13 protein-coding genes and 1 pseudogene are annotated in these 15,037 nt (G+C 66.5%); 8 read left to right on the plus strand and 6 right to left on the minus strand.

The annotated features are described in order from the left end of the window. Window position 1 precedes the first annotated feature (1 nt). The 5 genes from C7411_RS16390 (at window position 2) to proC (ending at window position 5,724) form a co-directional block, all read left to right on the plus strand. On the plus strand, window positions 2-1,507 hold the full coding sequence (locus C7411_RS16390) for an FAD-linked oxidase C-terminal domain-containing protein (RefSeq protein WP_110385309.1): 1,506 nt from the start codon (window positions 2-4) through the stop codon (window positions 1,505-1,507). Window positions 1,508-1,659: 152 nt separating this feature from the next. Beyond that, entirely contained in the window at window positions 1,660-2,748 is a 1,089-nt protein-coding gene (gene glcE / locus C7411_RS16395; RefSeq protein ID WP_110385310.1) for a glycolate oxidase subunit GlcE, read from the plus strand. An 18-nt stretch (window positions 2,749-2,766) separates the two neighbouring features. Next, window positions 2,767-4,008: a glycolate oxidase subunit GlcF gene (glcF, locus tag C7411_RS16400; RefSeq protein ID WP_110385311.1), complete on the plus strand. Its 1,242-nt coding sequence runs from the start codon at window positions 2,767-2,769 to the stop codon at window positions 4,006-4,008. A 179-nt stretch (window positions 4,009-4,187) separates the two neighbouring features. After that, window positions 4,188-4,886: a YggS family pyridoxal phosphate-dependent enzyme gene (locus tag C7411_RS16405; protein WP_110385312.1), complete on the plus strand. Its 699-nt coding sequence runs from the start codon at window positions 4,188-4,190 to the stop codon at window positions 4,884-4,886. Window positions 4,887-4,908: 22 nt separating this feature from the next. Beyond that, window positions 4,909-5,724: a pyrroline-5-carboxylate reductase gene (gene proC / locus C7411_RS16410; protein ID WP_110385313.1), complete on the plus strand. Its 816-nt coding sequence runs from the start codon at window positions 4,909-4,911 to the stop codon at window positions 5,722-5,724. A gap of 73 nt (window positions 5,725-5,797) precedes the next feature. Here the strand turns inward: proC and ubiA are convergent, their stop codons facing one another. From ubiA to recG, 6 genes and pseudogenes are all read right to left on the minus strand, one after another. Further along, window positions 5,798-6,661 carry a 4-hydroxybenzoate octaprenyltransferase gene (ubiA, locus tag C7411_RS16415; protein WP_110385314.1) on the minus strand — a complete coding sequence of 288 codons (864 nt, stop codon included), beginning with the start codon at window positions 6,659-6,661 and terminating at the stop codon, window positions 5,798-5,800. A 177-nt stretch (window positions 6,662-6,838) separates the two neighbouring features. Beyond that, window positions 6,839-7,327, minus strand: a complete 489-nt coding sequence (locus C7411_RS16420; protein ID WP_042262475.1) for a Dps family protein — start codon at window positions 7,325-7,327, stop codon at window positions 6,839-6,841. Window positions 7,328-7,495: 168 nt separating this feature from the next. Next, window positions 7,496-7,672, minus strand: coding sequence for a hypothetical protein (locus C7411_RS37535; protein WP_165822820.1), 177 nt, complete (start codon window positions 7,670-7,672; stop codon window positions 7,496-7,498). A 36-nt stretch (window positions 7,673-7,708) separates the two neighbouring features. Continuing rightward, window positions 7,709-7,879 (minus strand): annotated as a pseudogene (locus C7411_RS16425) (catalase-related domain-containing protein); the annotation flags it as partial. A gap of 395 nt (window positions 7,880-8,274) precedes the next feature. Then, the gene (locus tag C7411_RS16430; RefSeq protein WP_069268466.1) at window positions 8,275-9,234 is read right to left on the minus strand and encodes a hydrogen peroxide-inducible genes activator; all 960 of its coding nucleotides are present in this window, start codon (window positions 9,232-9,234) and stop codon (window positions 8,275-8,277) included. Window positions 9,235-9,384: 150 nt separating this feature from the next. Next, window positions 9,385-11,664, minus strand: a complete 2,280-nt coding sequence (gene recG, locus C7411_RS16435) for an ATP-dependent DNA helicase RecG (protein ID WP_243413191.1) — start codon at window positions 11,662-11,664, stop codon at window positions 9,385-9,387. Between the two features lie 261 nt (window positions 11,665-11,925). Here recG and queA point away from each other — a divergent pair, with 261 nt between their 5' ends. The 3 genes from queA (at window position 11,926) to yajC (ending at window position 14,925) form a co-directional block, all read left to right on the plus strand. Next, window positions 11,926-12,987, plus strand: coding sequence for a tRNA preQ1(34) S-adenosylmethionine ribosyltransferase-isomerase QueA (gene queA, locus C7411_RS16440; protein ID WP_110385316.1), 1,062 nt, complete (start codon window positions 11,926-11,928; stop codon window positions 12,985-12,987). Between the two features lie 147 nt (window positions 12,988-13,134). After that, entirely contained in the window at window positions 13,135-14,334 is a 1,200-nt protein-coding gene (gene tgt / locus C7411_RS16445) for a tRNA guanosine(34) transglycosylase Tgt (RefSeq protein ID WP_110385317.1), read from the plus strand. A 261-nt stretch (window positions 14,335-14,595) separates the two neighbouring features. Beyond that, complete coding sequence (gene yajC / locus C7411_RS16450; RefSeq protein WP_042262488.1) at window positions 14,596-14,925, plus strand: preprotein translocase subunit YajC; 330 nt, start codon at window positions 14,596-14,598, stop codon at window positions 14,923-14,925. Window positions 14,926-15,037 lie beyond the last annotated feature (112 nt).

Below are 15,037 nucleotides of genomic sequence, written 5' to 3' on the forward strand. Positions count from 1 at the left end.
CATGAACGCACCCGAGGCGAACTTGCCCGAGCTGAGCCCGGAAGCGCTCGCGCAACGCCAGCGCGAGGTAGTCCAGGCGTTGATGGCCGTGCTGCCGGCGCATTGCCTGCTGCATCGAGAGGAGGACACCGTCGCTTACGAGTGCGACGGCCTTGCCGCCTACCGGCGGCTGCCGCTCGCCGTGGCGCTGCCGGAGACCGAGTCGCAGGTGCAACGCATCGTGCAGATCTGCCGGCGCCTCGACGTGCCGGTCGTGCCGCGCGGCGCGGGCACCGGTCTGTCGGGCGGCGCCATGCCGATCCGGCACGGCATTGTGCTCTCGCTCGCGCGCTTCAAGCGCATTCTCGAAGTCGATCCCTACGCGCGCACGGCCACCGTGCAGCCCGGCGTGCGCAATCTGGCCGTTTCCGAAGCGGCGGCGCCCTTCGGCCTTTACTACGCGCCAGACCCTTCGTCGCAGATCGCCTGCACGATAGGCGGCAACGTTTCGGAGAACTCGGGCGGCGTCCATTGCCTCAAGTACGGCCTCACGGTGCACAACGTGCTGCGCGTGCGCGCCGTGACGATGGACGGCGAGATCGTCGAATTCGGCTCGCTCGCGCCCGATGCGCCGGGCCTCGATCTGCTCGCGGTGATGATCGGCAGCGAAGGCATGTTCGCCATCGTGACCGAAGTGACCGTCAAGCTGATTCCGCGCCCGCAGACCGCGCAGGTCATCATGGCGAGCTTCGACGACGTCGTGAAAGGGGGCGACGCCGTGGCGGGCATCATCGCCTCGGGCATCATTCCGGCGGGCCTGGAAATGATGGACAAGCCGGCCACGCGCGCCGTGGAGGAGTTCGTCAACGCGGGCTACGACCTTGACGCCGCCGCGATCCTGCTGTGCGAAGCCGACGGCACGCCAGAGGAAGTCGCCGACGAGATCGCGCGCACGACCGCGGTGCTGCGCGAGCATGGCGCCACGCGCATCCAGATTTCGCGCACCGAGGAAGAACGCCTGCGCTTCTGGTCGGGCCGCAAGAATGCGTTTCCGGCCGCGGGCCGCATCTCGCCCGACTACTACTGCATGGACGGCACCGTGCCGCGCCGCGCGATCGGGCCGCTGCTCGCGCGCATCCACGAAATGGAACAGCAGTACGGACTGCGCTGCATCAACGTCTTCCATGCCGGCGACGGCAACATGCACCCGCTCATTCTCTTCAACGGCAACGACCTCGACGAATGGCACCGCGCAGAGGCCTTCGGCTCGGACATTCTCGAAACCTGCGTCGAGCTGGGGGGCACCGTGACGGGCGAGCACGGCGTGGGCATCGAAAAGATCAATTCGATGTGCGTGCAATTCTCGCCCCAGGAGCGCGACGCGTTTCATGCGGTGAAACACGCGTTCGATCCGGCAAGGCTCCTCAACCCCGACAAGGGCATCCCCACGCGGGCGCGCTGCGCGGAGTACGGGCGCATGCACGTGCGCGGGAATCTGCTGCCGCACCCCGAGTTGCCGCGTTTCTGACCGACGCGCAAGCACGCACGAGGCCCCGCGCCGTCTATGCATATCGCGTGACCCGAATGAGGGTCCGCTCCGGGTTGTCAGGCGAGGTTCGCTCAGTACAATCGAACGAACCATATAACGAACAAGCAACGAACAAGCGCGACCATCACGACATGGAAGAGGACGACATCGTCTCGGACTGGTCCGAACGCATCCGCGCGGCGAGCGCCGATGGGCGGGCGCTGCGCATTCGCGGCGGGGGTACCAAGGACTGGTATGGCCAGGCGCTCGAAGGCGAGATTCTCGACACGCGCGCGCACCGCGGCGTCATCGCTTACGACCCGGCGGAACTCGTGATCACGGCGCGCGCCGGCACATCGCTTGCGGAGATCGAAACGGCGCTTGCGGCCCACGGCCAGATGCTCGCCTTCGAGCCGCCGCATTTTGGCGCGCAGGCCACCCTGGGCGGCTGCATCGCCGCAGGCATTGCCGGGCCGCGGCGGGCGAGCGCGGGCGCACCGCGCGACTTCGTGCTGGGCGCGGTGCTCATGAACGGTCACGGCGAAGTGCTGCATTTCGGCGGCCAGGTCGTGAAGAACGTGGCGGGCTACGACGTCTCGCGGCTCATGGCGGGCTCGCTCGGCACGCTCGGCCTGCTGCTGGAGCTTTCGGTGAAGGTGCTGCCGGCGCCGCAAGCGGAAACCACGCTCAAATTCGACATGAACGGCACCGACGCCGTGCGCAAGCTCAACGAATGGGGCGGCCGCCCGCTGCCGATGACGGCGAGCGCCTGGCGCAACGGCACGCTCGCGGTACGCCTCGCGGGCGCGGAAGCCGCGGTGAAGACAGCCCGCGCGAGCCTGGGCGGCGAAGTGGTGGACGCCGTGGAAGCCGAACGCTTCTGGGCGGGCCTGCGCGAGCAGACCGATCCGTTCTTCGCGTCCATTGCGCCCAACGCGGCGCTGTGGCGGCTCGCGCTGCCCTCGATCGCTGAGCCCCTGCAACTGCCTGGCGCGCAACTCATGGAATGGGGCGGCGCGCAGCGCTGGTGGATCACGGAAACCGACGCCCAGACGGTGCGCATCAGCGCGAAGCAGGCCGGCGGTCACGCGACGATGTTCCGCACGGGGCGCGACTACGACCGCAGCGCGGGGGTGTTCACGCCTTTGCCGGCGCCGCTCATGAAGATCCATCGCGGCCTGAAGGCCGCCTTCGACCCGGCCCGCATCTTCAATCGCGGCCGGCTGTATTCCGACTTCTGACGACACCCACACGCGGCGATGCAGACGAACCTCGCGGAATTCATACGCAACACCCCCGACGGCGACGAAGCCGACGCGATCCTGCGCAAGTGCGTGCATTGCGGCTTCTGCACCGCGACCTGCCCGACCTATCAGTTGCTCGGCGACGAGCTGGACGGCCCGCGCGGGCGCATCTATCTCATGAAGCAGATGGTGGAAGGCGCGCCGGTCACGAAGAGCACGCTCACGCACCTCGACCGCTGCCTCACGTGCCGCAGTTGCGAGACCACCTGCCCTTCCGGCGTGCAGTACGGGCGCCTCGTGGAAGTGGGCCGCAAGCATGCCGAACAGATGGTGAAGCGTCCGCTGCGCCAGCGCGTCATGCGCCGCCTGCTCGCAGGCTTGCTGCCGCGCCGCGCCCTCTTCACACCGGCCATGCGCCTCGGCCAGCAGGTGCGGCCGCTTCTGCCCAGGCGCCTGCGCGACAAGGTGCCCGTGCGCCAGCGCCCGCTCGCGTGGCCCACGGCCAGGCACGCGCGCAGGATGCTGATGCTGCAGGGCTGCGTGCAGCCTTCGATGATGCCCAACATCAACATCGCCACCGCGCGCGTGCTGGACGCGCTCGGCATCGAAACGATCGTCGCGCCGCAAGCGGGCTGCTGCGGCGCGATCCGCCTGCATATGGGCTACACCGACGACGCGCTCGATGACGCACGCGCGAACATCGACGCCTGGTGGCCCTACATAGAGAAAGGCGTCGAGCAAGGCGTGGAAGCGATCGTGATGAACGCCTCGGGCTGCGGCGCGACGGTGAAGGAATACGCGCACCTGCTGCGCGACGATCCGGCCTATGCGGAAAAAGCGCGCCGCGTGGTCGAGCTCACACGCGACCTTTCGGAGCTGCTGCCCGCATTCGAGGAACAGCTCGTGGCCACGACGAGGCGCCGCAGCATCAGGACGGTGGCCTGGCATCCGCCCTGCACGCTGCAGCATGGCCAGCAGTTGCGCGGCGGCGTGGAACGGCTCCTCACCGCGCTCGGGCTCGACGTGCGGCTGCCCGCCGACAGCCATCTTTGCTGCGGCTCCGCAGGCACGTATTCGATCACGCAGCCGCGCCTTTCCTACACGCTGCGCAACCAGAAAGTGGACCGCCTGCAGGCGCTGGAGCCGCAATTGATCGTCTCCGCCAACATAGGCTGCATCACGCACCTGCAAAGCGGCACGGCGATTCCGGTCACGCACTGGATTGAGCTGGTCGAACATATGCTGGCGACGAATTGAGTCCATCGGGAACGGGACCAGCGTAACGGGACGCGCGGCGCACCAACACTCAGCCGATCGGTATAGCCTTTCTGGCCAGTATTTCGCGCCGTGCGCAGTCCGTATAATGGCCGTCGTTCTGTTCGTTTTGGATCCAGAAAGGCGGCGCGCGCCCTTTCACGTGCCGGCCTTCAAGCCCGATGACCGATCTTTCCCGCAATCTCGAAGTGGTCCGCGAGCGCATCGCGGCCGCCGCCCGCAACGCCGGCCGCGACCCGCAAAGCGTGGCGCTGCTCGCGGTTTCCAAAACGTTTCCTGCGCAGGACGTGCGCGCCGCTCACGCTGCCGGCCAGCACGCGTTCGGCGAAAACTACGTGCAGGAATCCATGGACAAGATCGAAGCGCTCGCCGACTTGCGCGCGAGCATCGAATGGCATTTCATCGGGCCGCTCCAATCGAACAAGACACGCCCCGTAGCCGAGCGTTTCGACTGGGTCCATTCGGTCGATCGTCTGAAGATTGCCGAACGCCTGTCGGCGCAACGTCCCGCCGGCATGGCGCCGCTGAACGTCTGCCTGCAGGTCAACGTGAGCGGCGAGGCCAGCAAGAGCGGCGTCGCTGCACAAGAAGCGCAGCAGGTCGCGCGCCAGATCGCCGCCCTGCCCAACCTGCGCCTGCGCGGGCTCATGTCGATTCCCGAGCCGGAAACCTCGCTCGAGGCGCAACGCGCGCCGCACCGCCAGCTGCGCGAGCTGTTCGAAGCGCTGCGCGCAGATGGCCTCGCGCTCGACACGCTCTCCATGGGCATGTCGGCCGACCTCGAAGCAGCGGTGCTCGAAGGCGCGACGATCGTGCGCGTCGGCACCGCAATTTTCGGCGCACGCGACTACGCTCATTGATTCACTGAACGATTCCATCACCATGAAAATTGCCTTCATCGGCGGCGGCAACATGGCCTCCGCACTCATCGGCGGCCTGATCCGCAAGGGCGTTCCCGCCGGCAACCTCTACGCGATCGATCCGAACGAGGACGCCCGCAAGCGCAGCGCCGAGCAGTTCGGCGTGCGCACCGGCGCCGCCGCGGACGACGCGCTCGCTTCGTACGACGCGGTTCTGATCGCCGTGAAGCCGCAAATCGCCAAGGCTGTGGCCGAAGGCATCGCCCCGCACCTGGGCGCCAATCAGGTCGTCATCAGCATCATGGCCGGTATTCGCATCGACGATCTCTCGCGCTGGCTGAACGGCCACGCGCGCGTCGTGCGCACGATGCCGAACACGCCCGCGCTGATCGGCATGGGCGCCACCGGCCTCGTCGCGAGCGGGAGCGTGGACAAAGCGGGCCGCCAGCTCGCCTCGGACGTGCTCGGCGCAGTCGGCCAAACAGTCTGGTTCGACGACGAAGCGAAGATCGACGCGGTCACGGGCATCTCGGGCAGCGGCCCGGCCTACGTGTTCTATTTCATCGAAGCGCTCGAAGAAGCGGCGCGCCAGCTCGGCATGGACGAGCAGCAAGGCCGCGCGCTCGCCATCGCCACGTTCGCGGGCGCGGCGCAGCTCGCGCTGCAGTCGGACGAGCCGCCCGCCGTGCTGCGCGAGCGCGTGACCTCCAGGGGCGGCACGACCGCCGCCGCGCTGGCGTCGTTCGACGCTACGGGCGTGAAAGCCGCCATCGTCAAGGGCGCGCTCGCGGCCGACGCACGCGCGAAGGAAATGGGCGAGGAATTCGGCAAGCAGTAAGCCTGCCGCAGCGTCCGGAGAGCAAAAGCGCCGGGTGTGTCACGCACCCGGCGCTTTTTTCGTCGACCTGGCCTCAGAATCCCGCGACGGCGTAATGGGCCGCAATGCCTACGAACAGCACGCCGCCCAGCCAGTTGTTGTGGCGGAACGCGGCGAAGCACGGCATGCGTTCGCGGTTCCTGATGAGCGTGTAGTGATAAACGGCGCAGCCCACGGCGGCCGCCCAGCCGAGCCAGTAGAGCCAGCCGAAGCCCAGCGTCACGCCCACCCACACGTAAATGCCCAGCGTGGCCGCATAGCAGAGCATGATCGCGAGCACGTCGAAGCGGCCGAACGTGAGCGCCGAGGTGCGAATGCCGATCTTGATGTCGTCGTCGCGATCGACCATCGCGTATTCGGTGTCGTAGGCCACGGACCAGAACACGTTTGCAACGAGCATGATCCACGCGAGCGCCGGCACGTGATCCTGCACGGCGGCGAATGCCATGGGAATACCGAAGCCGAACGCGATGCCCAGATACGCCTGCGGAATCGCGAAAAAGCGCTTGGTGAACGGATACGACGCCGCCACGAACAGCGCCACGACCGAAAGCTGTTTGGTAAGCGCATTGAGCGGCAGGATCAACAGGAACGACACGAGCGCGAGGCCCACGGCAATCGCCACCGCCTCCCAGGCGCGAATGCGGCCCGACGTGATGGGACGTTCGGCCGTGCGCTTCACGTGGCGGTCGAAGTCGCGGTCGGCATAGTCGTTGATCGCGCAGCCCGCCGAGCGCATCAGCACGGTACCGACCGTGAAGATGATCAGCAGCGAGAGGGACGGATGGCCATCCGATGCGATCCACAGCGCGTTGAGCGTCGGCCACAGCAGCAGCAGGCTGCCAATCGGCTTGTCCATGCGGACGAGCCGCAGATAGAGCGGGAGTCGGGCGAACATGATCGGGGCGGGAAAAACGATGCCGCTATTGTAGGCCAGGGCGGCAGGCCAAGGCGCCGCGCCGTCGCCGCGAGCCGCACCCGCACCCGCACCAAAATGAAGGCCCGCCGGACATCCGGCGGGCCTTTCATCGCGCTCGTCGTGCTTCGGCTGCAGCGCCCGGGCGCCGCAACGGCATCAGGCCAGCAGCGAGCGCAGCATCCACGCGGTCTTTTCGTGCGTCTGCATGCGTTGCGTGAGCAGGTCGGCGGTCGGTTCGTCGTTGGCCGCTTCCGTCGACGGGAAGATCGCGCGCGCGGTGCGCACCACGGCTTCCTGGCCCTCCACCAGCTGGCGGATCATGTCTTCCGCAGCCGGCACGCCGTCCGCCTCGGGAATCGACGAGAGCTTCGCGAATTCCTTGTAGCTGCCCGGCGCATGCACGCCCAGCGCACGAATACGCTCGGCGATGGCGTCCACGGCCAGTGCGAGTTCGTTGTACTGCCCTTCGAACATCAGGTGGAGCGTGTTGAACATCGGCCCCGTGACGTTCCAGTGGAAGTTGTGCGTCTTCAGATACAGCGTGTAGGTATCCGCGAGCAGGCGCGAGAGACCTTCCGCGATCTTCTTGCGATCCTTGTCGCTGATGCCGATATTCACGTGCTGTACGGTTGCTTTTTTGGCCATGACGACTCCTTTCTGTAGCAGTGAGACTACGCGTGCTTGACGAACCGGTTGCGATGCGCGCGCATTTCAGCAGGCGCGCGCGAGCGCTCGATCGGTCGCCAGTGTAGCCTGGAAATATCAGAAAGCCGGCTCATCCGACCCTACTGGTCAGCCACGTGAGCGGCGCGTTCAGTGTCCCGCGAGGTGCGCGAGACCCTGCGTCGCGATCGCCACGAAGCCGCTCGCAACAATCGCGAAGCCCACCACGCGGCGCACGATCTGCGTGCCTTGCGCGCGCGTGCGCGCCATCGCCGCGGCCTCGCCTCGTCCCATGGTCTTGAGGGTCATCGTCATCGTTCGGGTCATGATCGGGCTCCTATGGTGTTTCTTCGCGGTCCTGCTTCAGGCGCGGCTCGCCGTCCCAGCGTCGTGACAGCAAACCGCCCCGCGTCCTTGCTTCGCCAGCTTCGCGATCGCGTCGGTCACGCCTTGCGCATACGCCGGATCGGCGCGGCGGAAGTGCTCGATCTGACGCTCCACGATCTCCGCCGGCACGCCGTTGATATGCCGTGCGTGTCTGAGTTCTGGAATTCGGTGAAATCCGCGAGGGATGGCGCGAGGCCGTCAGGCCGACAGCGCGCGGTCGACCAGCAGCGAGAACCACACGGTGCGAAGGCCAGAATGGGCGCGCGCCGGGGTGCTGGGGGTGTTCGGGTGGGTGGTTTGCATCGTTTCCTCCAAAGTGTCCGGTTGGGATCGGTTAGAGGGAAGTCTACAAGAGACTATTGATGTAGATAATTTGATTTAATCAATCTATTGAATAGACGCTGGTTAATAGGCGCGGGTTATTGGGGCCGCAAGTAATGTGGAGCTGGAGAATGGCGGCGCGGGCGAATGCGGCGCCGAGGAAGGCAAAAGGCAGAAGAAAAACGCGCCGCGCAGCCCAAAAGCGCACGGCGCGGTGACCGTCAGGCCGCCTCGGCAGGCGCCTCGATCTTCTTCACGCCGGGCAGTTCGCAGGCGTGAATGGCGTCGACGATCGCCTCGATCGCCGGCATGCGCGTGAAGCTCTTGCGCCACGCGAGCACCACACGGCGGTCCGGCACAGGTTCGTCGAACGGCACGTAGGAAAGCAGCCCGGAATCGACGCCGCCCGCGTGCGGCTTCACCTCGGTCACCGACATGCGCGGCAGCACGGTAATGCCCACGCCGCTCGCGACCATGTGGCGGATGGTCTCCAGCGACGAGCCCTCGAAAGTCTTCTGGATGCCGTCGGCGTTCTGCGAGAAGCGCATCAGTTCCGGGCACACGCCCAGCACGTGGTCGCGGAAGCAATGGCCGCTGCCGAGCAGCAGCATGGTTTCCTGCTTGAGGTCGTCCGGGTCGATCTTCGGGCGCTGTTCCCACGCGTGGCCCGAAGGCAGCGCCACGACGAACGGCTCGTCGTAGAGCGGCCGCAGCGTGAGGCCCGTTTCGGGGAACGGCAGCGCCATGATGGCCACGTCGATCTCGCCCTGCTTGAGCAGCTCGATGAGCTTGAGCGTGTAGTTCTCCTGCAGCATGAGCGGCATTTGCGGCACGCGCTTGATCATCTGCTTGACGAGCGTGGGCAGCAGGTAGGGCCCGATCGTATAGATCACGCCCAGGCGCAGCGGCCCGACGAGCGGGTCCTTGCCCTGCTTGGCGATTTCCTTGATCGCGAGCGTCTGTTCGAGCACGCGCTGCGCCTGCGTGACGATCTGCTCGCCGATGGGCGTCACGCTCACCTCGCTCGTGCCGCGCTCGAAGATCTGCACGTTCAGTTCGTCTTCGAGCTTCTTGATGGCGACCGACAGGGTCGGCTGACTCACGAAGCAGGCTTCCGCGGCCCGTCCGAAGTGGCGCTCTCGAGCTACCGCGACAATGTATTTCAGTTCAGTGAGCGTCATTCAGGGACCAATCAAAGAAGGTGAATCAATAGTTTGTAGTTATACACCTATGGCAGGGATTCGCCAATAACCAGCACCCCTATGCGGGGCGTGATCATCGTAAAGGGGTCAGACGGCGCCGGCGCGTGCAGGTTCCGCGCAGTGGAGTATTTACGCTTTCAGATACTGCTCGCGGGCACCGAGCCAGCGGTTCAAATGCTGCGTGACGACGAGCGGAAACTCGTGCAGCAGACGATCGGCGGCTCCCCGCGCGGGCTCGATGAGCCACGCGTCGTTCTCGAGGTTCGCGAAGCGCAGCATCGCCGCGCCAGATTGACGCGCGCCGAGGAATTCGCCGGGGCCGCGGATCTCGAGGTCCTTGCGCGCGATCTCGAAGCCGTCGGTGGTCTCGCGCATGGTTTGCAGGCGTGCGCGGCCCGTGAGCGACAACGGCCCGGTATAGAGCAGCACGCACACCGAAGCGGCGCTGCCGCGCCCCACGCGCCCGCGCAACTGGTGCAATTGCGCGAGGCCGAAGCGCTCGGCATGCTCGATCACCATCAGCGAGGCGTTGGGCACGTCCACGCCCACTTCGATGACCGTCGTCGCCACGAGCAGCTGCACTTCGTTGCGCGAGAACGCATCCATGACGGCGGCCTTGTCCGCGGAAGCGAGGCGGCCGTGCACGAGGCCCACGGTGAGTTCCGGCAGCGCGGCCACGAGCGTTTCGTAAGTCTCGACGGCCGTTTGCAGCTGCAAGGTCTCGCTTTCCTCGATCAGCGGACATACCCAGTACACCTGACGGCCCGTGAGCGCCGCCGCACGCACGCGCGCGATCACCTCCTCGCGGCGCGCATCGGAAACGAGTTTCGTGAGGATCGGCGTGCGCCCGGGCGGCAGCTCGTCGATGGTGGAGACGTCGAGGTCCGCGTAGTAGGTCATGGCGAGCGTGCGCGGGATCGGCGTGGCCGACATCATCAGCTGATGCGGCTGGAACTCGCGATGCGTCTCGCCAGGCGCCTTCGCGTTCTGCGCCTTGGCGCGCAGCGCGAGCCGCTGCTCGACGCCGAAGCGATGCTGCTCGTCGACGATCACGAGGCCAAGCCGCGCGAATTCCACGGCCTCCTGAATGATCGCGTGCGTGCCGATCACGAGCTGCGCCGTGCCGAGCGCCGCGGCTTCGAGCGCCGCGCGCTTTTCCTTCGCCTTGAGGCTGCCCGCGAGCCACGCCACCTGCACGCCGAGCGGCTCGAGCCAGCCGCGCAGCTTGCGCGCGTGTTGTTCCGCGAGGATTTCGGTGGGCGCCATGAGCGCGGCCTGGTAGCCCGCGTCGATGGCCTGCGCCGCCGCGAGCGCCGCGACCACGGTCTTGCCGCTGCCCACGTCGCCTTGCAGCAGGCGTTGCATCGGGTGCGGCTGTTCGAGATCGTGCGCGATTTCCGCCACTACACGCTCCTGCGCGCCGGTGAGCGTGAACGGCAGCGCGCCGCGCAGACGCGCAAGCAGCGTCGCGTCGCGCTTGCGCCCCGCGACGTGGCGAGCCATCGCGGGCGCGGCGCGCGTGCGGCGCTCTTCGTGCGCGCGCTTGAGCGATAGCTGCTGCGCGAGCAGTTCCTCGAACTTGATGCGCGTCCACGCGGGATGCGTGCCGTCGATCAGCCCATGCTCGTCAGCGTTCACGCTCGGGTGATGCAGCGTCTTCACGGCGTCCATCAAGGGCGGCAGATTCAGCGGCTCCATGAACTCGTGCGCCACCGCGTCGGGCAGCAGTTCGGGCAGATGCGCACGCGAAAGCGCGTTGTCGATCGCCTTGCGCAGATACGCCTGGCTCACGCCCGCCGTGGACGGATACACCGGCGTGAGCGCCTGCGGCAGCGGCGCGTCGCCTTCCACGACCTTTACCGCCGGATGCACCATCTCCATGCCGAAGAAGCCGCCGCGCACGTCGCCGCGCACGCGCAGGCGCTTGCCGATCGCCATCTGCGTGACCTGCGAGCCGTAGAAGTTCAGGAAGCGCAAATGAAGCTCGTCGCCGTTGTGATCCTGCAGCTTCACGACGAGCTGGCGGCGCGGGCGGTAGGCGATCTCGTTGTCGAACACCACGCCTTCGGTTTGCGCGATGCCGCCCGGCAGCAGTTCGCCGATGGGCGTGAGCGTGGTTTCGTCCTCGTAGCGCATCGGCAGATGCAACACGAGATCGATGTCGCTGCGCAGACCGAGTTTGGCGAGGCGGTCGGCGGTTTTGGTGAGCCTGGGCTTGTCTTTGGCCGCGGCTTTTTCCACGGCTTTCCCTGCGGCTTTTTCCGCAGCCGGGTCCGAGGACTTCCTGGCGGCGCGCTTGCGCGCGGGCGCTGCGGCCCCTTGCGCCGCGTCCGGTTGCCGCCTGCGCGCGCCGTCCCCGGGCGTGCGCGCGTCGTCGGGCGCCTCGCTCGCGGAGTCGGGTTCGGACATCAATCGGCTAACGGATGGGGGCATGGGCAGCTTCGCAAGTACAATATCGGCTTTCCGGCATGGCGCGGCGCGTGCAGCGCAACGGCCTGGCCATCGGGCGCGTCGCACGCATCGTTATCGCGCACGTCCCGCAATCATAGCCGCTCGCCGCGCGTGGGCGGCCATTGCAGCCGCGTTTTGGGGCGCAACCGTTTGACGGTTCGGCTTTCGCAGCGCCGCCGCGCGCCGGGCCTCCGGCGCATTTCCGTTACTTCAGGCCGCATGTTCAAGCTTTCCGATTTCGATTTCGACCTCCCCGAGGAACTGATCGCGCAGACCGCCCTGCCCGAGCGCAGCGCGAGCCGTCTGCTCGAGGTCGATAACACGACACAACCCGCGCGTCTGACCGACCGCCGCTTTTCCGACCTGCCGTCGCGCATCGCGCCGGGCGACCTGCTCGTCTTCAACGATACCAGGGTGCTGAAGGCGCGTTTCTTCGGCCAGAAGGCGAGCGGCGGCAAGATCGAGGTGCTCGTGGAGCGCCTGACGGGCGCGCGCACGGCGCTCGCGCAGATCCGCGCGAGCAAGAGCCCGGGCCCCGGCACGGTGCTGCGCCTCGCCGATGCGTTCGAAGTGACGGTGGGCGAGCGCGTCGATCCGTTCTACACACTGCACTTTCCCGACGACTGCCTCACGCTGATCGAGCAGCACGGCCGTCTGCCGCTGCCGCCCTACATCACGCACGACGCCGATGCGAGCGACGAAACGCGCTACCAGACGGTGTTCGCGCAGAATCCGGGCGCGGTGGCCGCGCCCACGGCGGGCCTGCACTTCGACGACGCCCTGCTCGCGCAGCTCGACGCGCGGGGCGTGGAGCGCGCCACGCTCACGCTGCACGTGGGCGCGGGCACGTTCCAGCCGGTGCGCGTGGAGAACATCGCCGAGCACAAGATGCACAGCGAGTGGTACGAACTGCCGCAATCGCTCGTCGACAAGATCGCGGCCACGCGTGCGCGCGGCGGCCGCGTGATCGCGGTGGGCACGACCTCGATGCGCGCGCTCGAAGCCGCTGCGCGCGACGCCGACCGCGCAGGCCGCGCACTTGGGGCAACGCAGGCCGAAACGGATATCTTCATCACGCCTGGCTACCCGTTTCGCGTGGTCGACCGGCTCGTGACGAACTTCCACCTGCCGAAGTCCACGCTCCTGATGCTCGTTTCGGCATTCGCGGGCATCGAAACGATACGCGCTGCGTATCGTCACGCGATTGCCGAACGCTATCGCTTCTTCAGTTACGGCGATGCGATGCTTTTGACACGCACCGACGACGCACTGAACAGGTAGAACGCAAAATTCCCAAGCCGTCGCGCGACCCGAAAAACGCGCGGCGGCGTTTCATCATCTGCGCCGGACTGGCGATCCGGGGTGGGCGCCTTAGCGCATACTCCGGTCCCATGCAAGGCACTTTCCGGCGGCACAGGAGTCAACCGCATGACCGACGGTCAGCAAAGCAACGCACGCGCCGAGCACGGCGCCTATCTCGGCGAACGCCCGCAAAACGGCCTCAAATTCGAACTGCTCGGCACCGACGGCCTCGCCCGCCGCGGCCGCGTCACGCTCAATCACGGCGTGGTCGAAACGCCGATCTTCATGCCCGTGGGCACCTACGGCACCGTGAAGGCCACGCAGCCGCGCGAGCTCGAAGAGATGAAGGCGCAGATCATCCTCGGCAACACCTTTCACCTCTGGCTGCGCCCGGGCCTCGAAACGATCGAGGCGCATGGCGGCCTGCATCGCTTCATGGGCTGGAACCGGCCGATCCTCACCGATTCGGGCGGCTTCCAGGTGTTCTCGCTCGGCGACCTGCGCAAGATCTCGGAAGACGGCGTGCGCTTCGCCTCGCCCGTGAACGGCGACAAACTGTTCCTCTCGCCCGAAGTGTCGATGCAGATCCAGAAGGTGCTGAATTCGGACATCGTCATGCAGTTCGACGAGTGCACGCCTTACGCGACCAACGGCGTGCCCACCACGCACAAGGAAGCCGCGGATTCGATGCGCATGTCGATGCGCTGGGCGCAACGCTCGATCGACGAATTCAACCGTCTCGGCAACCCGAATGCGCTCTTCGGCATCGTTCAGGGCGGCATGTTCGAGGACCTGCGCGACGAATCGCTCGCCGGCCTCTCGCAGATGCCGTTCCACGGCTACGCGATCGGCGGTCTTTCGGTGGGCGAACCGAAGGAAGACATGATGCGCGTGCTGGAGCACGTCGCGCCGAAACTGCCGGCCGACAAGCCGCACTACCTGATGGGCGTCGGCACGCCGGAAGACCTGGTGGCGGGCGTGGCCTCGGGCGTCGACATGTTCGACTGCGTGATGCCCACGCGCAATGCGCGCAACGGCTGGATCTTCACGCGCTTTGGCGACATCAAGATCCGCAACGCCGTGCACCGCAATTCGCTGCGCCCGCTCGACGAGCAATGCGGCTGCTACACCTGCCGCAACTTCACGCGCGGCTACCTGCACCACCTGCATCGCGTGGGCGAGATCCTCGGCGCGCAGCTCAACACGATCCACAATCTGCACTACTACCTGGAGTTGATGAGCGAGATGCGCACGGCGATCGAGACCAAGACGTTCGCGGCGTTCCGCCAGCGCTTCGCCGCGCAGCGCGCACGCGGCGTGGACTGAGAGGGCGTCTCACGAGGGCGTCTCAAGGCGGCGTGTCACGTGCCGGCCGCAAAACATTACAATTGCCTTTCTCGGCAATGGCGCGGACAGGGCATGCGGTCCGCCCGAGCCGCCCCGGTTTTCACGCGCACGCGTGTCGCATCGGCGCGGGATCCGGGATAAGCACTTGATCGCAAAGCCTATTTTGCGTCATCGTCGCGATGAATGCCGGTGGTAGAATAACCGGCTCGCTTTTTGATCGTAAAAAACGGAGAGACCAACGTGTCGTTCATTTCCAATGCCTTCGCGCAAGGCAGTGCAGCAGGTGGTGCCGAATCGAGCCTCATGAGCTTCCTGCCGCTCATTCTGATGTTCGCCGTGCTGTACTTCATCATGATCCGTCCGCAGATGAAGCGCCAGAAGGAACATCGCAACATGCTCGCGGCCATGGCCAAGGGCGACGAAGTGATCACGAGCGGCGGCATCGTCGGCAAGGTGACCAAGGTCAGCGAAGCCTATGTGGGCGTCGAAATCGCTGACGGCACGGAAATCACCGTGCAGAAGTCGTCGGTCTCGACCATCCTGCCGAAGGGCACGATCAAGTCGCTGTAAAGCTTCACGGAGTCCCCGAGGCCGTTGTCTCCGACAGAACGGCCTCGCGCACCCGGCCCGCCCTCGCAGCCACTGACCAGAAAACGTCGATGCAGGTACGCCCCGAAGGCAG

It is taken from the genome of Paraburkholderia silvatlantica (assembly GCF_003096715.1).
Lineage (GTDB): Bacteria > Pseudomonadota > Gammaproteobacteria > Burkholderiales > Burkholderiaceae > Paraburkholderia > Paraburkholderia silvatlantica.